12 protein-coding genes and 1 riboswitch are annotated in these 19,695 nt (G+C 41.4%); of the genes, 11 read left to right on the top strand and 1 reads right to left on the bottom strand.

The annotated features are described in order from the left end of the window. Positions 1-54 precede the first annotated feature (54 nt). Positions 55-1,902 carry a DNA ligase D gene (ligD, locus tag JNUCC41_RS23725; RefSeq protein ID WP_192205131.1) on the bottom strand — a complete coding sequence of 616 codons (1,848 nt, stop codon included), beginning with the start codon at positions 1,900-1,902 and terminating at the stop codon, positions 55-57. A 152-nt stretch (positions 1,903-2,054) separates the two neighbouring features. Between ligD and JNUCC41_RS23720 the strand changes: the two genes are divergently transcribed. From JNUCC41_RS23720 to JNUCC41_RS23670, 11 genes are all read left to right on the top strand, one after another. Continuing rightward, on the top strand, positions 2,055-2,897 hold the full coding sequence (locus tag JNUCC41_RS23720; protein WP_192205130.1) for a non-homologous end joining protein Ku: 843 nt from the start codon (positions 2,055-2,057) through the stop codon (positions 2,895-2,897). Between the two features lie 503 nt (positions 2,898-3,400). Then, on the top strand, positions 3,401-4,051 hold the full coding sequence (locus JNUCC41_RS23715) for an MOSC domain-containing protein (protein WP_192205129.1): 651 nt from the start codon (positions 3,401-3,403) through the stop codon (positions 4,049-4,051). A 111-nt stretch (positions 4,052-4,162) separates the two neighbouring features. Continuing rightward, positions 4,163-4,261: riboswitch (SAM riboswitch) on the top strand. Positions 4,262-4,364: 103 nt separating this feature from the next. After that, positions 4,365-6,212: a bifunctional homocysteine S-methyltransferase/methylenetetrahydrofolate reductase gene (locus JNUCC41_RS23710; protein ID WP_192205128.1), complete on the top strand. Its 1,848-nt coding sequence runs from the start codon at positions 4,365-4,367 to the stop codon at positions 6,210-6,212. After that, entirely contained in the window at positions 6,205-9,654 is a 3,450-nt protein-coding gene (gene metH, locus JNUCC41_RS23705) for a methionine synthase (protein WP_192205127.1), read from the top strand. Before JNUCC41_RS23710 ends, metH begins: the two co-directional genes overlap by 8 nt. A gap of 103 nt (positions 9,655-9,757) precedes the next feature. After that, entirely contained in the window at positions 9,758-10,525 is a 768-nt protein-coding gene (locus JNUCC41_RS23700; RefSeq protein ID WP_192205126.1) for a polysaccharide deacetylase family protein, read from the top strand. A 75-nt stretch (positions 10,526-10,600) separates the two neighbouring features. Continuing rightward, on the top strand, positions 10,601-11,371 hold the full coding sequence (locus tag JNUCC41_RS23695) for a dioxygenase family protein (RefSeq protein WP_192205125.1): 771 nt from the start codon (positions 10,601-10,603) through the stop codon (positions 11,369-11,371). A 377-nt stretch (positions 11,372-11,748) separates the two neighbouring features. Then, positions 11,749-14,601 (top strand): 2-oxoglutarate dehydrogenase E1 component, encoded by a 2,853-nt coding sequence (locus JNUCC41_RS23690; RefSeq protein ID WP_192205124.1) that lies wholly within the window; start codon positions 11,749-11,751, stop codon positions 14,599-14,601. A gap of 1 nt (position 14,602) precedes the next feature. Then, positions 14,603-15,871: a 2-oxoglutarate dehydrogenase complex dihydrolipoyllysine-residue succinyltransferase gene (gene odhB, locus JNUCC41_RS23685; protein WP_192205123.1), complete on the top strand. Its 1,269-nt coding sequence runs from the start codon at positions 14,603-14,605 to the stop codon at positions 15,869-15,871. 228 nt (positions 15,872-16,099) lie between these two features. Continuing rightward, a complete protein-coding gene (locus JNUCC41_RS23680; protein ID WP_192205122.1) occupies positions 16,100-16,852 on the top strand; it encodes a DeoR/GlpR family DNA-binding transcription regulator in 753 nt (250 codons plus the stop codon). Further along, a complete protein-coding gene (gene pfkB, locus JNUCC41_RS23675) occupies positions 16,852-17,772 on the top strand; it encodes a 1-phosphofructokinase (RefSeq protein ID WP_192205121.1) in 921 nt (306 codons plus the stop codon). The genes JNUCC41_RS23680 and pfkB overlap by 1 nt, the downstream gene beginning before the upstream one ends. Before the next feature lie 4 nt (positions 17,773-17,776). Beyond that, the gene (locus tag JNUCC41_RS23670) at positions 17,777-19,669 is read left to right on the top strand and encodes a PTS fructose transporter subunit IIABC (protein WP_192205120.1); all 1,893 of its coding nucleotides are present in this window, start codon (positions 17,777-17,779) and stop codon (positions 19,667-19,669) included. Positions 19,670-19,695 lie beyond the last annotated feature (26 nt).

Genomic DNA, 19,695 nt, shown 5'->3' with positions numbered 1-19,695 from the left:
AAAGAGTGCCTGGTGAGGGGGATCAACGGTTCATTTTAAACTCGCTAAGACCAATCAGCTGTTGGTCTTTTTTTGTTTTAGGAACGACAATACTTCCAAAAAGGCTGGTCCATTATCGATGAGTCTGTAATCCATAAATGCACACCCTTCCTTTTTTATTCTGCTTGGTATGGTTTCAATCGTAAAGTCCTTTAATTGGAGATTTTCGTCCACTTCCTTCCAAAACAAAGGTGTAGCCACACCAGCGAAAGAATTTCCCCGCGGGGAATAAGGAAGGATGATGGTTTTTCCTTCACTATGCTGCACAAAGTCCAAGTAAAGTCGATTATGCCGATTTATTTTCATCCTTTCCGTTGTAAAATCATTTGGGTTGGAACTTGATAAGTAGTCACCGAGAAAGTCAGTGAAAATGCGTGTCTCCTGATAAGTAAATGTGTCTACAGGCAGTGGGATGTGTATTTGCAGTCCTTTGTTACCTGAAGTTTTTACAAAAGCTTTTATCCTTAATGAATCCATCACCTTCTTTATTTCCTGTGCGGCCTTTATCGCTAAGGAGAAATATTCGATGGAAGGAGGATCCAAGTCCAGGACGATTTCGTCGGGGCGTGTTTTACCCGCTTTCTGAAATGGCGCATGGAATTCCAATGCAAGTTGATTGCCGAACCAAAGAAGCGTTTCAATATCGTCACATAGCATATACTCGATATCTTCATCAATGAACGTTTTAATAAAGGACGGTGCATAATCAGGTTTGTTTTTCTGGAAAAATCTTTCTTTATCCAAAGTGCCATGAGGATAGCGGATCGTCGTAAGCAGTTTATTCTTCAAGAAGGGTAAGAAGAAAGCTGAAACCTCCCGTAAATAATGGAGGTATTCAACCTTTATCACCTTTTTATTTCCTGTTATCCAAAGCGGTTTATCCCTGGAAGTTATTTGCACAGAATCTGGAAATGTATATTGACCTAGCACGAATTTCTCCCAGGTACATTCTTCGGGAGCCGTTTGTAAAAGCCATTGTGAAAATTGAGGCTCACGCAATTCATTCTCCTCATACACGTGCAAGAATTGGACTTCGATGCAAATGGATGGATGGATATAAAAAAATTGTGTGTCCTCGTCTGATGCATTTTGCTTGATCAGTTCATGCAATATCCTTTTATCTTGAGGACTCAGTCCATTTTTAACACTTCCGATTTTGGTTACGGCACCTTCTTTGAAAACTGCGAGGGAAACGTAACCATTTTCTTTATGCAATGCTGTAATGAAACAAGAAACGGTCTTCCAATTTTTCACCTTGATCCATGAGGCAGTACGTTTCCCTTCTTGCCAAGTCCCACGAATTTCCTTGGCGACAACCCCTTCGCCATCTAATAGGGTGACCTTATTCAAGGCATTATCCAATATGTCAAAACTCTCTATTAATTGTATCAAAGCCTTATCGTTGGGATCAGGGGGCATAGGAAAGCCAAGATTTGCCCCCATATTCAACATCAATTCCCTTCTTTCTTCCATGGGTTTAGCTGCTACGTTTTTTCCGCTGATGCTAAGCAGGTCAAACGCTATGAACCGGCATGGGGAAAAACGGGCATTTTCTGAAATTAAGGATTGTTTCCCAAGGCGTCCTCGCCACTGTATTTGAAAAAAGTCGGCTTTCGCCTGATTGGTAAGCCAGACCAATTCGCCATCTAACCGAAGCGGGAGATAGTCTTTCAGGTGCAGATTTTTGATGTAAGCAATGATTTCCGGGAATTGTGGTGATAATTCCTTTTCGTTCCGACTCGAAATGCTAATGGTATCGGAGTCTATCGTTAAAATAGCCCTAAAGCCGTCATATTTGACTTCATAACGCCAATCCTTGGAATTGGGGGCTTCAGGGTAATAGGTAGGCAGCATCGGTTTCATTTTTTGTATTTACCTCCGCAAATAATTGGTTAAGATTATTTTGCCAAAAAAACGAAGTGTTAGAGTTGGCAATTATTTTTTCGGTTTTTTTTGAACAAAGGGGAATAATAAAATCGTTCTTCTCTTTAAAAATAAGTTATGAGGTGACGAATATGCATACGATGTGGAAGGGGAGCATATCATTCGGTTTGGTGAACATTCCGATCAAACTTCATGCTGCTACGGAGGATAAGGATATTTCTTTGAGGACGTTGCATAAGGAATGTCATTCACCGATTAAATACGAAAAGGTTTGTCCGGTATGCCAGAAAGAAGTGGGGAAGGATGATATAGTCCGCGCTTTTGAGTATACAAAGGGAAAGTTTGTTGTATTGGAAGACAATGAACTAGAACAACTGAAAAAACAAAACGAAGAAAAAGCCGTGGAAATCGTGGATTTCGTTAAAATTGAAGAAATAGATCCCATTTATTTTAACCGGAGTTATTACATGTCTCCTAATGACGGAGGGATAAAAGCTTATTCCCTTTTGAGACAGGCCCTCAAGGAATCGAATAAGGTAGGGTTAGCGAAAATCATCATCCGCTCTAAAGAACAAATGGCAGTAATCCGAGTCGTTGATAATACCTTGGTGATGGAAACGATTCATTATCCGGATGAAGTTCGCCCCACAGCGGATGTTCCGAATATTCCTGCCAACGATACGATTGAAAAAAAAGAAATCGATACTGCCGTTTTATTGATAGATCAATTAACGACTACTTTCGATCCGGCAAAATACACCGATGACTATCGAACCGCGTTGCTTGAATTGATTGAATCAAAGAAAGCAGGACAGACGACGATTACAGCCAAAACAAAAGAACCAGTTTCCAACAATGTAACCGATTTAATGGAGGCTTTACAGGCATCCATTGACCGTACGAAACATGATGAAACGGAAATGAAAAAGACGACCCGAAAGAAAGTGGCACCGAAAAAAAAGAAACAAGCTTAAACAGGAAGCTGAGCGGAAGACACATGATGTCGCTCGGCTTTCTGCTTGTTTTAGCAAGGTAATTTGCTTTCTAAATGGTAAGGAAAGTGAATTAATAGGGGAGATTTACATAGGTAAGGAAAGTGCAAATATGTAAGTGGATCACGATGTAAGAAACAAAATGGGATTAATAGAAAATGGTGGATGGAAATGAAGGCAAAAAAATTCGCTCCCTAAAGAGCGACAATGAGGAATTCAATCGTGAAAATCAACATATAGGCGAACGGTTGTAGTTTTCGACTATATATTGTGTTCATATTCTACCATATTTAATTCTGAAATAGCAACAAAATTACTGAACTAACCTATGAATTTTTCTGGAAATCAATGATATTTCCCCCATTTAACGGCTCATGAGGCTTTTGCATTTTCATATTCTTATAAATAACTACAGAATAAATGGATTTTTAGTATAATTTATACATACAGGATGATAAAAAATATATTTGAATGGAAGATGCAAAATGGAAAATGGAAAAATCAAAGCACTTCATGCCGGGAAGCCGAAGCATGAAATTTTTTCGAATATCGAAATCTTTTCAGCAATGGATAAACAAGCACAGGAAAATGTGACAGTGACTAAATCAGGTATAATTGGTGATGGGGTTGGTAATGTAAAGTTCCACGGAGGTCCTGATCGCGTTTTGTGCTTTTACCCCTTTGAGCATTATTCATTATGGAATGAAAAATTCTCTAAAAAACTGGAAATCCCTGCATTCGGTGAAAACTTAACTGTAGCGGGGATGAGAGAAGAAACAACATATATTGGCGATATTTATCAAATAGGCGAAGTGATTGTTCAAATTAACCAGGGGAGGATACCTTGTTCGACCATTTCCCATTTCAATCAAGAACCTAAGTTTTTGGAACTCGTGCTGAAAACGAGTTTAACTGGTTATTTTGCACGAGTACTTCAAGAAGGAACGATAAATAAACAAAACGAGATTGTGCTGATAGATCGTTTGCAGGAAAAAATTTCAGTTCATTATGCAGCAGAGGTAATCCTTCATAAACGAGATGGGCTGGAAGGCGCAAAGGCTTTACTTACACTAGACTCGTTAGCGGAAGACTGGAAACAAAGGATCCTGAAGAGGGTTCAAGCTGCAAAAGGTTGAATGATTTTTGCAAAAGTGAAAAAAATGTCGATCAGGTATTGAAATTGACAGATTATTAATGTAAATTAAGTATAATCAAATTTTGAAATCTTGTGAAAATTATATAAATGGATCTTATCGAGAGAGGTGGAGGGACTGGCCCGAAGAAACCTCAGCAACCAGCTTAGGCAAAGGTGCTAAATCCAGCAAGCAGAGCTTGATAGATGAGGAGAATGTTTCAAAAAACCTTCTTCTTTGAGAAGGTTTTTTTCCTTTTCTCTCATACTCATAGAATACGACAAAAACAGGATTGTTTTTGAGAGAGGATGTAATGATGAATTTTCGTAAAGACGTGAAAGAAAGAATACTGGTTGGGGAAGGGGCAATGGGGACCTTATTATATTCAAATGGCATCGATCAATGCTATGAGGAATTAAACTGCACGAACCCAGATCAAATAGAATCCATCCACCGTGCCTATTTGGAAGCTGGTGCAGATATCCTTCAATCGAATACATACGGAGCCAATTTCAACAAATTGAAACGGTATGGACTGGAAGATGAGGTAAGCAGAATCAATCGCCAGGGAGTCATTCTTGCTAAAAAAGCGGCAAAAGGAAAGGCATACGTCTTCGGTACCATAGGGGCACAGCGGAGCATCAGGAAATCGGATTTAAGCATGGAAGAGATAAAACGGGGTTTTCGTGAACAGCTATACAGTCTTTTGATGGAAAACCCTGATGGAATTCTCTTGGAAACATTTTATGACCTGGAAGAACTGGAAACCGTCCTGCAAATCGTTAAAAATGAAACTGGACTGCCGATCATCGCAAATGTTTCGATGCATGAACTGGGAAATCTTCAAAATGGAATCCATTTAAATGAAGCCTTTCAAAAACTTGAGCAATTGGGTGCCGATGTTGTGGGGGTGAATTGCCGTCTCGGTCCACATCATATGATTCGGGCCTTGGAAGAAGTGAGTTTGCCAAAGCAAGCATCAATTGCCATATACCCAAATGCCAGCCTCCCGGATTATGTGGATGGAAGGCTCGTCTATAAAGCTGTGCCGGAATACTTCGGTTCAAGTGCCCTAGAACTTCGTGAGCAGGGTGCCGCGATCATAGGAGGGTGCTGTGGAACGACTCCGCTGCATATTCAAGCTGTAAAGAATGCGATTGGAAGTTTGGCTCCTGTGAAAGAGAAATTCACGAAATCCCGTGAAATAGAAATAATTGAAGTGAATGATAGAGAATTGGAACGTCCCCTGTTCGAAAAGGCCAAAACAGAAAGGACGATTCTAGTTGAACTTGATCCACCGAAAAAGTTAGGTATAGCGAGCTTCATGACTGGTGCCGAGGTTTTGAAAAAAGCAGGGGTCGATTCCGTTACATTAGCGGATAATTCGCTTGCCTCACCAAGGATATCTAATGATGCACTGGCTAATTTACTTAAGAACCAATTGAATATAGAGCCGATGGTGCATATAACATGCCGTGATCGAAATTTGATTGGACTGCAGTCACATTTAATGGGTCTGCAGACGGTGGGCCTGAACGAAATATTGATCATCACCGGAGACCCTTCAAAAATTGGGGACTTCCCGGGCGCCACTTCGGTTTATGATTTATCTTCCTTTGACCTAATAAGTATGGTCAAACAATTTAATGAAGGTCTTTCCTATTCGGGGCAAAGTTTGGGCCAACGGGCAAATTTCAAAATTGCTGCAGCGTTTAATCCCAATGTGAAATATCTGGATAAAGCGGTACTGAGAATGGAAAAGAAGATTGCCTGCGGTGCCCAATCCTTCTTGACACAGCCAATCTATTCCGTGGAGCAGATCGAAGAAGTATATGAAGCTACAAAACATTTAGAAACCCCGATCTTCATCGGTATCATGCCCTTGACCAGCACCAGGAACGCCGAATTCATCCATAATGAAATCCCAGGCATCAAATTGCCTGATAACGTTAGAAGAGCCATGGCGTTAGCGGGGGATGACCCTGTAAAGTCGAGGATTGAAGGAGTGAATATAGCGCGAGAGCTAGTGGACGCGGCAAGGGAAAAATTCAAGGGCATATATTTAATCACTCCGTTCCTTCGCTATGAAATGACGGCGGAACTTACGAAATATATTAGAAAAGTCGATAGTAAACATACATCAGAGGTGGCAGTACATGAATAAAAAAGCGATTCAAGATCAGTTGAATTCTAAAATACTCCTTCTTGACGGGGCGATGGGAACCATGCTTCAAGCGGAGAATTTGACGGCAGGGGATTTTGGAGGGGAACAATTTGAGGGCTGCAATGAATATTTATCATTGACGCAACCGGAAATCATCCAATCCATTCATGAAAAATATTTAGCGGCGGGTGCAGACATCATTGAAACAAATACCTTCGGAGCGACCAGCATCGTACTGGAGGAATACCAAATAAGCACTATTGCTTACAAGCTTAATAAGATTTCAGCTGAGCTTGCCGTTAAAGCTTGTGAAAAGTACTCCAATGATGAATGGCCAAGGTATGTAGCTGGCTCGATGGGTCCAACTACAAAAACGCTTTCCGTAACGGGCGGAACGACTTTTGATATTTTAACCGATTCCTATGCAGAACAGGCACTGGGTCTCTTGGATGGCGGGGTAGACTTGTTATTGGTGGAAACCTGTCAGGATATGCTTAATGTCAAGGCAGCCTTTTCCGGAATCAAAGCAGCATTCGCTAAAACAGGAAAAGATGTGCCTGTCATCATATCAGGGACAATCGAACCGATGGGCACTACACTTGCTGGCCAGTCCATAGAAGCTTTCTATTTATCGGTTGAACATATGAAGCCCGTTGCGGTTGGCCTTAATTGTGCAACAGGGCCGGAATTCATGATAGACCATATCAGGACACTTGCAGATATATCAAATAGCGCCATCAGCTGTTATCCGAATGCCGGGCTCCCTGATGAAGAAGGCCACTATCATGAGTCACCTACTTCACTGGCAGAGAAAATGAAGCAATTCGCCGAAAAGGGATGGATCAATATCATTGGCGGATGTTGTGGTACGACACCAGAACATATTAAAGAACTTTCCAGGGTCCTCGAAGGCATGAAACCCCGTACAATTACGGAAACAGCCCATGGTCATGCCGTATCGGGCATAGAGCCGCTAATTTATGATGATTCAATGCGGCCTTTATTCGTAGGTGAAAGAACGAATGTTATCGGTTCCCGAAAATTCAAGGAGCTGATACGCGGAAAGCATTATGAGCCAGCTGCCGAAATTGCACGCTCCCAGGTAAAAAAAGGGGCCCATGTCATTGATATCTGTCTTGCTGATCCTGATGGAGATGAGCTTGGCGATATGAAGGAATTTGTGGAAGAGGTCGTCAAAAAAGTGAAAGTCCCATTGGTCATCGATACTACGGATGAAGCCGTGCTTGAACAAGCATTAAAACATTCACAAGGAAAATCGATCATTAATTCCATAAACCTTGAAGATGGTGAAGAGCGCTTTGAAAAAATAGTGCCATTAGTCCATCAATATGGTGCTGCCGTTGTCGTAGGAACCATTGATGAAACTGGGATGGCAGTCGATGCTGAACGGAAATTGGAAGTGGCTACACGGTCTGTGAATTTGCTCGTTAATAAGTACGGTCTGAACAAAAGTGACATCATTTTTGATCCGCTTGTATTTCCTGTAGGCACAGGGGATGAACAATATATTGGATCTGCATTGGAAACGGTGAATGGAATAAAGGCGATTAAAGAAAAGTTTCCGGAATGCCTAACGATACTTGGCATTTCTAACGTTTCATTCGGTCTGCCAGCGAGGGGAAGGGAAATATTAAATGCAGTTTTCCTTTACCATTGTACAAAAGCGGGTCTCGATTATGCTATCGTGAATACAGAAAAACTTGAACGTTTCGCTCTGATACCGGAAGAGGAAGTGAAATTGGCTGAGGCACTGCTATTTGAGACTTCAACTGAAACTTTAGCGATTTTTACCGAGTTTTATCGCGGGAAAAAAGCGGAGAAGAAGGATAATGGTGTGATCCTGCCATTGGATGAACGTTTAGGTAACTATATTATCGAGGGAACGAAAGAAGGATTGGTTGATGATTTAAATGAAGCGATTGAGCGCGGTGACAACCCATTGGAAATCATCAATGGACCATTGATGGATGGCATGAGTGAGGTGGGGAGGTTGTTTAATGACAACCAACTTATTGTCGCAGAGGTGCTCCAGAGTGCTGAAGCGATGAAGGCGGCTGTATCCCACCTTGAACCACTAATGGAAAACTCAGAAGATAGTGCTAAGAAAGGGAAAATCCTTTTGGCGACCGTCAAGGGAGATGTGCATGATATCGGGAAAAACTTAGTGGATATCATCCTATCCAATAATGGCTATGAAGTCATTGATTTGGGAATAAAGGTCGCACCGCAACAAATCATAGAAGAGGTTCGAAAACATGAGCCAACTATCATTGGCCTATCTGGGTTACTTGTCAAATCTGCACAGCAAATGGTTTTAACAGCACAGGATTTAAGGCAAGCGGGAATAAATACCCCAATTTTAGTGGGAGGGGCAGCATTATCCCGTAAATTCACCGATTTTAAAATATCACCTGAATATGAAGGACCGGTTTTATATTCCAAAGATGCGATGGATGGTTTGGCTGTAACGAATATTTTACATGACTCTGACAAAAAAGTGGTGTACTTGGAAGAGTTAGTCGAGAAACGGGAAAGAGCGAAAGCGAATGCCGCCATTGCTGCCACGATGGAAAAACCTGTTCGGAAGCAGTCCACAGCTGCCCCTTTAAGCGATGCTCCTGTTCAAATACCGCGTGACGTCAAGCGTCACGTCCTGAAAAACTATCCATTGGATGTCATCCAGCCGTATATTAATAGGCAAATGCTGATTGGACATCATTTGGGGTTAAAAGGTAAAGTGTCCGAATTGCTTAAGCAAGGGAATGAAAAAGCAGTGCAACTTAATGATCTCGTTGATGAATTGATTGAATTTCTAAAGATGGAACCGGATTATGGTTTGAATGCAGTTTATCAATTTTTCCCTGCTCAAAGCGAAGGAGATAAGCTATTGGTATACAACCCGGAAAACCATAACGAGGTTTTGGAAACTTTCGACTTCCCCCGGCAAGATACGAATCCGCATCTTTGTTTAGCGGACTTCGCGAAACCAATCTCCTCCGGGCAAATGGATTATGTTGGTTTCTTCCTTGTCACTGCCGGAAAAGGGATTAGAAAATGGGCAGAAAAACTAAAGCTTGAAGGCGATTTCTTGAAAAATCACGCACTTCAATCACTTGCTCTCGAAACAGCTGAAGGTTTCGCAGAAAGAATTCATCAATTAATGCGGGATGATTTAGGTATAAGCGATCCGATTGAAATGTCCATGAAAGAGCGGTTTGCCGCTAAGTACACCGGGCAAAGGTTTTCATTTGGTTATCCTGCTTGTCCTAATCTGGAAGACCAGGAGAAGCTATTCCGCTTGTTACAACCTCAGGATATTGGCGTGGAATTGACAGAAGGATTCATGATGGAACCAGAGGCTTCCGTGTCAGCCATTGTTTTTGCACATCCTGAAGCCCGTTACTTCAATGTCGATCGATAACTCATTTAATAAAGGCAGCGGTATTTTTTACCGCTGCCTTTTAGTGCATGAAACCCCTTAATTGGTACATCTTAATGGTCAAAAGGAAGGGGATGCAACACCTATGAATAATTTCCTGAAATTATTTCTTTTCATGGCGGGTTCTTTCATTATTATTTTGTTGGCTGTGGATGTCCAGAACATTCAAGTACATGCAATGGTTCCCGAAGAGATCACACCGCTCCTGAAAAGTAAGGAAAATCAGAAAATCGCTTATTTGACATTCGATGACGGACCATCTTTGAATACCATGAAGATATTGGATATTTTGGACGGCTATCATGTTAAGGCCACATTTTTCGTTAAAGGGAATGAAGAACCATACGCAAAGGAAAGTTATCGGGAAATGGTTTCCCGGGGTCATGCGATTGCCCTTCATTCTTATACACATGATTATTCCATCGTTTATCGATCGACTGAGAGTTTCTTTCAAGATTTGAATAGGCTTGAAACCATGCTGCAAAAGGAATATGGGATAAAAAGCCGTATTGTGCGCCTTCCTGGCGGCTCGAATAATCGTCTGCGGCATCAGGCTGCAACGAAACCCATCATCAATGGAATCCTTCAACAATTAAAGGAAAAAGGGTATATTTACTTTGATTGGTCCATTGACTCGACAGATGGCTTCAGTCCGTCAATAAGTGAACAACAAATCATTACTGCCGTACAAAAAGGGACGAAAAATCAAAAGCATGTTAATATCTTATTGCATGATATCAATAGTATGAAGAATACAGTGAAAGCATTGCCTGATATAATTGAATTTCTTAAAAAAGAAGGGTATACCTTCGATACTATTGATGAGACAACCCCGAAATTGCAATTTAATTGATGAACACAATGTTTATCTATAGTAAATTAAGGTATAGGGTATTGAGATTACAATGCGAAAGGATTTATCGTTTCTATGATGCCATCATTGTTTTTATCACATGGAACACCGCTATTGGCTTTGGAAAAGAATGGCTACACTTCTTTTTTGAAGGATTATATGCAAACTATGAAGAAACCTGCTGCCATCGTAATTTTGTCAGCACATTGGGAAAGCGAAGATCAAATGATTTCAGCAGTAGGGAAGCATGAAGTCATTTATGATTTTGCAGGGTATCCTGAAGAAATATTTCAGATTACTTATCCAGCCAGGGGATGTCTTGAGCTGTCAGATCGAATTTTAACCTTATTGTCCAGGATAGGTGTATTGGGGGAACTTGATGATAGGCGCCCCCTGGACCATGGATCATGGGGGCTTTTGCATATCATGTATCCCGAAGCTGACATCCCGACCGTATCTATGTCCATTAGTCCTGCACTGCCATTGGACAAGCAGTATGAAATTGGGAAAACATTGAGGGAATTAAAGGAAAGTAATGTCCTGATTATCGGGAGTGGTGGAATTGTCCATAATTTCGCCCAAATACAGGAGGATATGCATGTTGCAGAAGGATGGGCAATCGAGTTTGAGAACTGGGTCGAAGAGAAAATCATGAATTGGGATTTGCAATCCTTGTTTGAGTATGAAAGATTCGCCCCATACAGTACAGAAGCTGTGCCCTCCAAAGAGCATTTCGTTCCATTGGTCATCGCAATGGGGTCAGGGGATGACAAAAAAAAGGCAGCTCTCCTGCATAGGAGCTTTCAATATGGCAATCTAAGTTTATCAGCTTGGAAGTTTGATTGAGCTGAAAGGGCTTTCAGACTAGTTAAATTTACCTGAAAAATAATCATTATACAAAAATACAAAAATCTTTTTTTAGCGAAAAAAAGACTTAAATGAGCAAAAAAGTCAATTAAAAGCGTATTTTGACGAATTAAACAGAAATATAGTTGCAAAAAGGTTGCATAAAGTAGTTTAACCTTTGGATATTTCGACAAAAACATGTTAATATAACATCTGAAAACGTTTTATCCTTTAAAATTTTATTATTCAATGACCAAAGTTATTTATTGTATATCTTAATATATATCATATATTTGGGGGAAATTTAGAAGAAAGAAATTTGGGGATGGATAAAACGTAATGAAAAAAATTATGAGAAAAATTTGGGGGTTTACAAAATGACCATCAATGATTCTAAGGTATTAGACCACTGGAAAGCTTTTTCAGGTCCAAACCTTGGGTATGTCATGGAGCAATACGATCTATTCCTAGCCAACCCGGAAGAAGTGGATCCGGAACTGAAAAACTTTTTTGAAGTAGCAGGTCCTCCTTCATTCGATGTATCGGCAGAAACAACGACTGGAAGTGCGCCAACTGTACAAGCTGGAGAAGTTCTTCCGATGAAGAAAATTATGTCTGCAGTCAAGTTAGCTGAAAATATCCGTGCATACGGACATCTTGCTGCAAATATTTATCCTTTAAAAGAAGAAGCTCTGGACACTGAACAAATTCACTTTGAAAAATATGGCTTGACTGCAGATGATTTAAGGAAAATACCGGCTGACTTTATTTGCCCGGAATCACCTGAAGACGTGAAAGACGGATACGAAGCCGTACAATACCTAAAACAACTCTATACAAAAACGATAGCCTTTGAATTTCACCATGTTAATGACTTGGATGAAAAGCAATGGCTTACTGATATGGTCGAATCCGGAAACATGTTCCCGGAAGTGACTAAAGAGAAAAGGGAACTATTACTTAAACGATTGAATGAAGTCGAAGGTTTCGAGAAATTCCTTCACCGCACATATGTAGGGCAAAAACGTTTCTCTATTGAAGGACTGGATGCTTTGGTTCCGATTTTAGATGAAATGATTTCACAAACTGTTCAAAGCGGTACTGGGAATGTGAATATTGCCATGGCTCACCGAGGACGTTTGAATGTTCTAGCACATGTATTAGGAAAGCCATATGAGGTCATCTTCTCTGAATTCCAACATTCACCGAATAAAGATCTGGTTCCTTCAGAGGGTTCAACTGGCATTAACAATGGATGGACCGGTGATGTTAAATACCATTTAGGTCTGGATAAACAGATAACTAAATCAAATATACAAAAAGCAAGGATTACACTTGCCAATAACCCAAGTCACTTGGAAGTAGTCGGTCCAATCGTGGAAGGGTATTCTCGTGCGGCACAAGAAGACCGTTCAGAAAAAGGATTCCCGGTTCAAGACATTTCCAAATCCCTTGCAATCCTGATTCATGGTGATGCAGCATTCCCAGGTGAAGGAATTGTACCTGAAACGTTTAACTTAAGCCGTTTACGCGGTTATCAAGTTGGCGGCGCCATCCATATCATCGCCAATAACATGATCGGTTTTACAACGGAAAGTGAAGATTCACGTTCAACCCTATATGCTAGTGATTTGGCCAAAGGCTTTGAAGTGCCGATCGTGCATGTGAATGCAGATGATCCGGAAGCATGTATGGCTGCTGTGAACCTTGCTAACCTATATCGTGAAAAATACAACAAGGATTTCTTGATCGACCTGATCGGTTACAGACGTTTCGGCCATAACGAAATGGATGAGCCATTGGTGACTCAACCTGAAATGTATGCATTAATTCATAAGCACCAAACCGTTAAAGAGCTTTATGGAAAAAAACTGATTCAATCCGGTGAGTTCACTGAAGCTGAAGTTAAAGCGATTGCTGAGCAAGTGGATACAAGGCTTGCAGATGCATATGCAAAAATTTCCGGAAATAAACCGGAAGCTTCTAAAGAATGTAATCCTCCTGGGATTATTGAAAAAGGACTTCCAGCCATTGATACGGCAGTTCCTAAACAAGAACTTGTTTCAATTAACGAAGAACTTGTTAAGTGGCCGGAAGGATTCACTCCTAATAAAAAGTTAGGAAAGATCTTATCACGTCGCTTGGATTCCTTTGGTGCTGACGGAAAAATTGATTGGGCTCATGCTGAGACATTGGCATTCGCATCCATATTAAGTGACGGCACTCCAATCCGTTTGACAGGACAAGATTCAGAGCGCGGAACATTCGCACAACGCAATATCATGTTACATGATAGTGTTAACGGAAAAACATATTCACCACTTCACACACTAGAAACTGCCAAAGCATCATTTGCTGTTCATAACAGCCCGCTTACTGAAACGGCAGTTCTGGCTTATGAATATGGTTATAATGTATTTGCACCTGAGACACTGGTATTATGGGAAGGCCAATTCGGTGACTTCGCTAATACAGCACAAGTGATTTTTGACCAATTCATCGCGGCAGGCCGTGCAAAATGGGGTCAAAAATCAGGTCTTGTCATGCTGCTTCCACACGGTTATGAAGGACAAGGACCAGAGCACTCAAGTGCCCGCCTGGAGCGTTTCCTCCAATTAGCGGCGGAAAATAACTGGACAGTTGCCAACCTGAGTTCGGCAGCTCAATACTTCCATATCCTTAGAAGACAAGCGAAGATTTTGGATCAAGAGCAAGTACGTCCGCTTGTCATCATGACACCGAAGAGTATGCTTCGTAATCAAGTGATGGCTTCTACAGCAGAAGAATTCAGTGAAGGCTCTTTTGAATCATTCGTAGAAACCAAAGCTTTGGGCAAAAAACCTAAATCGGTTGAACGCATTGTATTTGCATCAGGTAAATTGGCGGTTGAACTTCGTGAAAAAGCGGCAACTGAAAAAAATACAGATTGGTTGCAAATCATCAGTATCGAAGAAATTTATCCATTCCCATTCACTGGAGTTCAAGAAGCCCTGAAAAAATATACAAATCTTAAAGAAATCTTCTGGGCTCAAGAAGAACCTAAAAACATGGGTGCTTGGACATTTGTTGAACCTCGCCTAAATGCTGCGGCTCCTGGCAATCTTTCAGTAACATATATAGGAAGGAAGCGCAGATCAAGCCCGGCTGAGGGAGATCCACTTGTCCATAAAAATGAACAACAACGGATTATGACTCAAGCAATTACACGCAATAATGAGGGGGAGAAATAAAATGGCTGAAGTAAAAGTACCTGAATTAGCAGAATCAATTTCTGAAGGATCTATTGCGCAATGGTTAAAACAACCCGGTGATCACGTTGAAAAAGGAGAATATGTCCTTGAACTTGAAACGGATAAAGTGAACGTAGAAATCATTTCAGATTATACTGGTACACTTTCGGAACATTTAGCAGAAGAAGGCGATACTGTCCAAGTTGGACAGGCTATTGCCATCGTTGATGAAAATGGATCAGCTGCAGCAGCTCCAAAAGAGGAAGCTCCTAAGGTTGAAGAAGCTAAAGCAGAACCAGCTAAGGCTGAACAAGCGGCTCCTGCTAAAGAAGCTCCTAAATCAGAAGCAAAAGAAGCATCATCCACTCAACAAGTTATTGCATCACCAGCTGCAAGGAAATTGGCTCGTGAAAAAGGTATTGACTTGACTCAAGTGCCTGTAGCCGATCCACTTGGTCGTGTACGTGTACAAGACGTAGAAGCAGCAAGCAATGCACCTGCAGCACCAGCGGCAGCTCCTAAACAAGCTCCTGCAGCTAAAAAGGCAGCAGCTCCTGTTGAAGTGAATGATGACCGCATTGAAGTGGTTAAGATGACACGCCGTCGTCAAACCATTGCCAAACGTCTAGTTCAAGTACAATCCGAAGCAGCCATGCTTACTACTTTTAACGAAGTCGATCTTTCTGCAGTCATGGAATTGCGTAGCCGCCATAAGGATTCTTTCGTGAAAACAAATGATGTTAAACTTGGTTTCATGTCATTCTTCACTAAAGCGGTCATTGGCGCATTGAAGAAATATCCATTATTGAATGCTGAAATCCAAGGCGACCATATCCTGAAAAAGAACTTTTATGATATCGGTGTAGCTGTATCCACTGATGAAGGTCTTGTCGTTCCGGTAGTAAGGGATGCTGACCGCAAAAGCTTTGCTGAAATCGAGAAGAACATTTCGGATTTAGCTGTTAAAGCGCGTAACAACAAATTGGGACTTTCAGATTTATCAGGTGGTACTTTTACTATCACAAACGGCGGGACTTTCGGTTCCCTATTATCTACACCAATCTTGAATGCCCCTCAAGTTGGGATCTTGGGCATGCATACAATCAAGACTCGTCCAATCGCAGTTGGAGATCAAATCGAAAACAGACCGATGATGTACCTTGCATTATCTTATGATCACCGTATCGTTGACGGAAAAGAAGCTGTTGGTTTCTTAGTAGCCATCAAAGATATGCTGGAAGATCCAGAACAACTTTTACTTCAAGGCTAATAAAATAAATACGAACCCCCATGTCATCATGACATGGGGGTTTTTTGCGTGAAGAACTGAAAGGATATTTTCATAGAAAAAAGATAATGGTATTGAAGAAAGGTCATCTCTAACTATATGAATGTTTTTGGAGGTATTTTTGAATGAATTTGGTTACTTTTAAACGTTTTTGATTGATTATTGCTTTGTTTTCATATATGATGATGATATTAAAGTGAGGTGGGCGAATTGTTGACAACTGAAAGGCACCAGTTCATCTTATCGATCCTTAAAGAACAAGGAACGGTAAAGCTTCAAGAGCTTGTAGATCAGTTACAAGCCTCGGAGTCGACCATTCGGAGAGATTTAGTGCAACTCGAGGAAATGAAGCTCTTGAAACGCGTGCATGGTGGGGCCTCTTTACTTCAGAGAAAAGGCCTTGAACCAACAACTATGGAAAAGCAATACAAAGCAAGAGCTGAAAAACAACTTATAGCAAAGCTGGCGGTTTCATTCATAGAGAAAAATGATTGTATATATCTTGATGCAGGCACGACAACTGCGGAAATGATTCCTTATTTAAAGGATAAAAATATAACAGTGCTGACGAATGGTCTTATGCATATACCAAAACTCATCGAATTGGAAATCAAAACAGTGTTAGTGGGCGGGACGATAAAATTTTCGACAAATGCTGTTATTGGAAGTAATGCTGTACAGTTCCTGAATGAATACCGCTTTGATAAATGTTTCTTGGGAATGAACGGAATCCATCAAGATCTGGGTTTCACAACACCCGACCCGGAAGAAGCGCAACTGAAGAAGATGGCATTACGCCTCTCTAACGAGTCCTACGTACTTGCTGACAGTTCAAAACTGAATGAAGCTACTTTCGCTAAGGTGGCAGATGTAAGCGATGCCATAATCCTTACTGACAGCAATGATGAAGAGGCAATTGCTCAACTCAAAAAAAATCCAAAGATAAAGGTCGTGACCATTTAATGATTTATACAGTGACACTAAACCCATCCATCGATTACCTGGTCGAGGTGGAGAGTTTTCAAATGGGCAAGGTGAATCGAACCAGTTATGATGCAAAATTCCCAGGAGGGAAAGGAATCAATGTTTCCAGAGTGCTAAAAAGGCTGGGAAATAGTACGACAGCGTTAGGATTCATCGGTGGACAAACTGGTGAATTTGTAAAAAGGTTTTTAAGACAAGAAGAGATTTTCACGGACTTTACAGAGATAGCTGGAGATACAAGAATAAACATTAAATTGAAAACAGGGCTGGAGACTGAAATAAATAGTCAAGGGCCAATCATTTCAAAAGGGAATTATCAACAATTAATTAGTCAGATCGAACAGTTGAATAATAATGATATCCTCATTTTGTCAGGAAGCATCCCTCCAAGCGTTCCTTCGGATGTATACGAAGCCATGGCAAGGTCATGTTCCCATAACGGCATTAAAGTGGTAGTGGATACGAGTGGCAAGGAATTACTGGATGTCCTTCCACACCGGCCATTTTTAATAAAGCCCAATCATCATGAACTGGGTGAGCTTTTTTCAACCGAAATAAGAACGGTTGATGATGCTAGGGAATATGGCGCTAAATTGGTTGAAGCAGGAGCACATAACGTTATTGTATCAATGGCGGGACAGGGGGCCGTGCTTTGCTCCGGTGGAGTGTCATATTCCGCAAATGTTCCAAAAGGGAACGTCATCAATTCAGTGGGTGCCGGTGATTCCATGGTCGCAGGTTTCATTGGGACATATGAAAGTACAGGGGACATTCTATCTGCATTCCGCTTCAGTCTTGCAGCAGGAAGTGCTACGGCCTTTTCATCCGATCTTGGTACATTGGATAAAATTGAAGAGTTATTACCGCAAATTGCCATCAATTATCTAACAGGAGGCTGACTCTATGAAAATTACAGACTTGTTAAAATTGGATACAATCATCATCAATCTGCAAAGCGTTACAAAGCAAGCAGTCATTGACGAACTATCAGGAAAGCTAGCCGAGGCAGACAGGTTAAACGATGTGGAGGGTTTTAAAGCTGCCATCTTAAAACGTGAAGAGCAAAGCACGACTGGGATTGGTGAAGGAATAGCCATACCACACGCAAAAACAAATGCTGTAAAGGTACCTGCCATCTGCTTCGGCAAATCTGTCAGTGGTGTGGATTATGAATCGCTTGATGGGCAGCCAGCTCATTTGTTCTTTATGATTGCAGCAAGTGAAGGAGCGAATGCAGATCACTTGGAAACCCTTTCCCGGCTTTCTTCATTACTGATGGATGATAAATTCAGAGCCCGATTGATTTCTGCTACTTCTGGTGAGGAAGTGTTGGAGATAATCAATCAAAAAGAAATGGAAGCTTATGAAGAAGAAATGGAAGAGCAGCAATCAAGTAATGCTGCCATTGGTAAAAATAAAGGAGGTAAAATCCTAGCCGTTACAGCTTGTCCAACAGGAATTGCCCATACTTATATGGCAGCCGATGCGTTAAAAGCTAAAGCTAAGGAAATGGGAATCGATTTCAAAGTCGAAACAAATGGCTCCACAGGAATCAAAAATGGTTTAACCGCCGCAGAAATTGATGAGGCGGATGCAATTATCGTTGCAGCTGATAAGCAGGTGGAAATGAATCGTTTTAACGGGAAACATGTCATTATTGTCCCAGTGGCCCATGGAATCCGGAAGACCGAGGAGCTGTTAACCAGAGCCCTGAATCAGGACGCCCCTGTTTACAACGGAACAGGAAACGATAAAAGTGATGAAGGGGATTCAGCAAAAGGAGGATTGGGGATTTACAAGCACTTAATGAATGGCGTAAGTAATATGCTTCCATTTGTTGTCGGTGGCGGAATCTTGATTGCGCTTTCTTTCTTTTTTGGAATCGAGGCGGCCGATCCGGCAAATCCGGATTATAATCCCATTGCCAAAGCATTAAGTGATATTGGCGGGGGAAATGGTGCTTTCTTCTTACTTGTCCCTGTCCTGGCTGGGTTCATTGCTTCAAGTATTGCCGATCGTCCGGGTTTTGCTCCTGGTATGGTAGGGGGATTATTGGCAGCACAGGCTAATGCCGGTTTTCTTGGCGGACTGATCGCCGGTTTCCTTGCAGGTTATGTCGTCTTACTTTTAAGAAAATTGTTTTCCAGATTACCGCAAACACTCGATGGCATTAAACCAGTTTTACTCTATCCTGTATTCGGTATGTTAATTACAGGGTTTATCATGTTATTTCTCATAAATGAACCAGTAACCGCAATAAACATGGGCTTGACCAATTGGCTGCAAGGTTTATCTGGTACGAACGCAATATTCCTTGGCTTGATTCTTGGTGGGATGATGGCTGTAGATATGGGGGGGCCCCTAAACAAGGCTGCCTTCACATTTGGGCTAGCGGCCATTGAAGCTCAGAGTTTCGGACCGCATGCTGCTGTAATGGCTGGTGGAATGGTTCCTCCTCTAGGGATTGCCTTGGCCACTACATTCTTTAAAAGCAAGTTCACTGAAATGGAAAGAAAATCAGGATTCACTAATTATTTCATGGGTGCTTCGTTCATTACAGAAGGAGCGATTCCTTTTGCGGCAGCGGATCCATTGCGTGTTATCGTCAGCAGTGTTGTCGGGGCAGCGACAGCGGGAGCACTGTCAATGGCTTTTAACGTGACTCTCCCTGCACCACATGGTGGAATATTTGTCATCCCACTTGTCAATCACCCATTTTTCTATTTATTGGCCATTTTAATAGGATCCCTCATCACCGCCTTACTATTGGGGTTCTGGAAAAAGAAACGGATATAAAAAAACTGAAAGAAAGCGGATCCAAA

Origin of the sequence: Brevibacillus sp. JNUCC-41 (genome assembly GCF_014844095.1) — a bacterium.
Lineage (GTDB): Bacteria > Bacillota > Bacilli > Bacillales > DSM-1321 > Peribacillus > Peribacillus aracenensis.
This window is presented reverse-complemented; position numbering and strand designations above follow the sequence as displayed.

What these genes read in the sequence shown, in the direction of transcription:
- ligD (WP_192205131.1), bottom strand. Translation starts at nt 1,902, where the DNA reads ATGAAACCGATGCTGCCTACCTATTACCCTGAAGCCCCCAATTCCAAG.
- JNUCC41_RS23700 (WP_192205126.1), top strand. Translation starts at nt 9,758, where the DNA reads ATGAATAATTTCCTGAAATTATTTCTTTTCATGGCGGGTTCTTTCATT.
- pfkB (WP_192205121.1), top strand. Translation starts at nt 16,852, where the DNA reads ATGATTTATACAGTGACACTAAACCCATCCATCGATTACCTGGTCGAG.
- JNUCC41_RS23695 (WP_192205125.1), top strand. Translation starts at nt 10,601, where the DNA reads ATGATGCCATCATTGTTTTTATCACATGGAACACCGCTATTGGCTTTG.
- JNUCC41_RS23715 (WP_192205129.1), top strand. Translation starts at nt 3,401, where the DNA reads ATGGAAAATGGAAAAATCAAAGCACTTCATGCCGGGAAGCCGAAGCAT.
- JNUCC41_RS23720 (WP_192205130.1), top strand. Translation starts at nt 2,055, where the DNA reads ATGCATACGATGTGGAAGGGGAGCATATCATTCGGTTTGGTGAACATT.
- metH (WP_192205127.1), top strand. Translation starts at nt 6,205, where the DNA reads ATGAATAAAAAAGCGATTCAAGATCAGTTGAATTCTAAAATACTCCTT.
- odhB (WP_192205123.1), top strand. Translation starts at nt 14,603, where the DNA reads ATGGCTGAAGTAAAAGTACCTGAATTAGCAGAATCAATTTCTGAAGGA.
- JNUCC41_RS23690 (WP_192205124.1), top strand. Translation starts at nt 11,749, where the DNA reads ATGACCATCAATGATTCTAAGGTATTAGACCACTGGAAAGCTTTTTCA.
- JNUCC41_RS23670 (WP_192205120.1), top strand. Translation starts at nt 17,777, where the DNA reads ATGAAAATTACAGACTTGTTAAAATTGGATACAATCATCATCAATCTG.
- JNUCC41_RS23710 (WP_192205128.1), top strand. Translation starts at nt 4,365, where the DNA reads ATGAATTTTCGTAAAGACGTGAAAGAAAGAATACTGGTTGGGGAAGGG.